Source organism: Pseudomonas sp. HMSC063H08 (assembly GCF_001813645.1).
Lineage (GTDB): Bacteria > Pseudomonadota > Gammaproteobacteria > Pseudomonadales > Pseudomonadaceae > Pseudomonas > Pseudomonas aeruginosa.
Map to the genome: position 1 here is coordinate 1 of NZ_KV813317.1, position 777 is coordinate 777.

The window sequence follows — 777 nt, forward strand, 5'->3', positions numbered from 1 at the left end:
AAGACCAGCAGCAGCCCCGCCCAGGGCAGGGCAGGACCTTGAAATCGTTTCGCTGCCCAGCCGCCCTTCAACAGTCTCACGCTTGCCTCCGCTGTAGGATTTCCGCGCGGTCCACGGCCTCGATGAGCGCCTGTTGGGCCGTATCAGGCTGTGGATGCTGTTGCAGCCATTCATCCAGGAGCTGCTTTATCTGCGGGACTATGTCTCGGCGATCGACCGCCCTCAGTTGTATCTGCTGCAGCTCCTCGATCAGTACAGGAGCGCATATCCTGAGCGTTTGCAGGGCATCTTCTTCGGGGTTCTGCAGGATCTGGGTCAGGTTGTCGATCAGGTTCTGGGTCAGCGAATTCAGAGCTCTCATTCGTCCTGGCACTCCACTGCCGGTTGGTCTGGGAAAATAATGGGGAAGGGTGGCAGGCCGCGCGCCTTGTCGAGATCCGCTGCGACCTGCAAGGCCGCCTCGAGCTCGTCGCAGCCGGTGGCTTGCATGATGTTGTAGCGCTGGTTCTTTTCTTCGTTTTCGGTCATGGCCAGGGCTAAGTAGAGACTCGGGGGAACCACACGGAAGAGGTACTCCTTGCCCTTGGCCAGGAGCACGCCCTCGGTGAATTTGCCGCTTTCCTTGCGGGCCGAGAGCATCATCGACTTCTGCGCCGGCGACAGCTCGCGGAACCTGGAGATCTTCTCTACCTCGTCGGGGGGCATGTTCAGGCACAGCCACCACTCGATCATGTTAAGCATCGGCGCCCCGGAGGCTGGGATGTCGTCGATGTTCTG

1 protein-coding gene and 2 pseudogenes are annotated in these 777 nt (G+C 60.2%); all 3 read right to left on the reverse strand.

Translation table 11 applies throughout. The annotated features are described in order from the left end of the window. Nucleotides 1-80, reverse strand: a pseudogene (locus HMPREF2924_RS36275) (protein-disulfide isomerase); the annotation flags it as partial. After that, nucleotides 77-361 (reverse strand): hypothetical protein, encoded by a 285-nt coding sequence (locus HMPREF2924_RS00180; RefSeq protein WP_003086159.1) that lies wholly within the window; start codon nucleotides 359-361, stop codon nucleotides 77-79. The pseudogene HMPREF2924_RS36275 and the gene HMPREF2924_RS00180, both read right to left, overlap by 4 nt. Beyond that, nucleotides 358-777: pseudogene (locus HMPREF2924_RS00185) on the reverse strand (conjugative transfer ATPase); the annotation flags it as partial. The pseudogene HMPREF2924_RS00185 and the gene HMPREF2924_RS00180, both read right to left, overlap by 4 nt.